Source organism: Microbaculum mangrovi (genome assembly GCF_051390635.1).
Taxonomy (GTDB): Bacteria; Pseudomonadota; Alphaproteobacteria; order Rhizobiales; family Tepidamorphaceae; genus Microbaculum.
In genome coordinates this window covers 1-1233 of sequence record NZ_JBPODT010000014.1, presented here as the reverse complement: position 1 = coordinate 1233, position 1233 = coordinate 1, and the positions used below count along the sequence as shown (strand labels likewise).

The 1233-nt window shown below is 59.4% G+C and carries 1 protein-coding gene; it reads right to left on the bottom strand.

Annotated elements, in window-relative coordinates:
* Window positions 1-34: 34 nt before the first annotated feature.
* A protein-coding gene (locus tag ACSF9G_RS23840; protein WP_436644563.1) for an IS3 family transposase occupies window positions 35-1158 on the bottom strand; the annotation gives its coding sequence in 2 pieces (ribosomal slippage) (window positions 35-909 and window positions 909-1158; 1125 coding nt in all).
* Window positions 1159-1233: the final 75 nt, after the last annotated feature.

Genomic DNA, 1233 nt, shown 5'->3' with positions numbered 1-1233 from the left:
TGAAGCGCTTGGGCTTGGTGGTCCGGGATCGACGCTAGTTTCCGACGGCCATGAGCCTAGTACCTTCTTCGCACGGTCCCGTCTTCCGGGCAAATTCCGCGGGCGACAGTCCATCGAGAGCCATGTGAGGCCGACTCTCGTTGTACTCCCTGCGCCATGCCTCGATCCTGGCCTTCGCGTCGGCCACTGAAGCGAACCAGTTCACATTCAGGCATTCGTCCCGGAGCGATCCATTGAAGGACTCGATATGCGCATTATCGGTCGGCGTTCCTGGCCGCGAGAAGTCCATCCGCACCTTGTGATGATACGCCCAGAGGTCGACAATCTGTCCGGTGAACTCGGCGCCATTATCCACAAACAGAGCCGTCGGCGCACCTCGCAGATAGACAAGCCGGTTGAGAACCAAGGCGACATCCCCGCCGCGCAACCGTTCGCCAACTTCGATTGCAAGAGCCTCGCGCGTGTAGACATCGATCATTGTCAGCATCCGGATCTTGCGCCCGTCGCTCAGCTGGTCGTGGACAAAGTCCATGCTCCAGACTTCATTCACCCGAGAAGGCTGACAGCGCGTCTGGCGATGCGCAGCCATCTTCCTGCGGCGCGGCCGCTTCGCCCGCAAGGCAAGGCCTTCCTCGCGATAAAGCCTGTAGACGACATTGCGACCAAGGTGCCAGCCTTCCCGCTTCAACAGGATATGCACACGCCTGTAACCGTAGCGAATGTGCGTCGCGACAATCTCGTGCATGCGCTGACGCACTTCCGTGCGAGGATCACGCCTCGAGGGCTTGCGCTGCGTCGAGCGATGCTGGCGCGTCAGGAAACAGGCCCGCCGCTGGCTGTAGCCGTGCGACGCGACCACGTAGTCTACAACCTCCTTCATGAGCGACGGCCGGGGAATTTTTTTGACAACACGTCCTGCAGAACCGCCTTGTCCAGACTGAGTTCCGCCACAAGCTTCTTCAGCCGAGTGTTCTCCTCGACCACCTGCTTCAGCTCGCGAACCTGGTCGGATTCCAGACCCGCGTACTGCTTCTTCCATCGATAAAACGTCTGCTCCGAAATCCCTAGCTGCCGGATCAGATCGGCGACCGGCAGACCCAGTTCAGCCTGCTTCAACGCCGCAACGATCTGTTCCGTCGAATACCGCTTCCGCTTCATCCTCGAACTTCCTCCTTCGGAAATCCGTCGGAAAACTAACACCAGAAACGGACCACTTTCGCCATGTCACCTCAG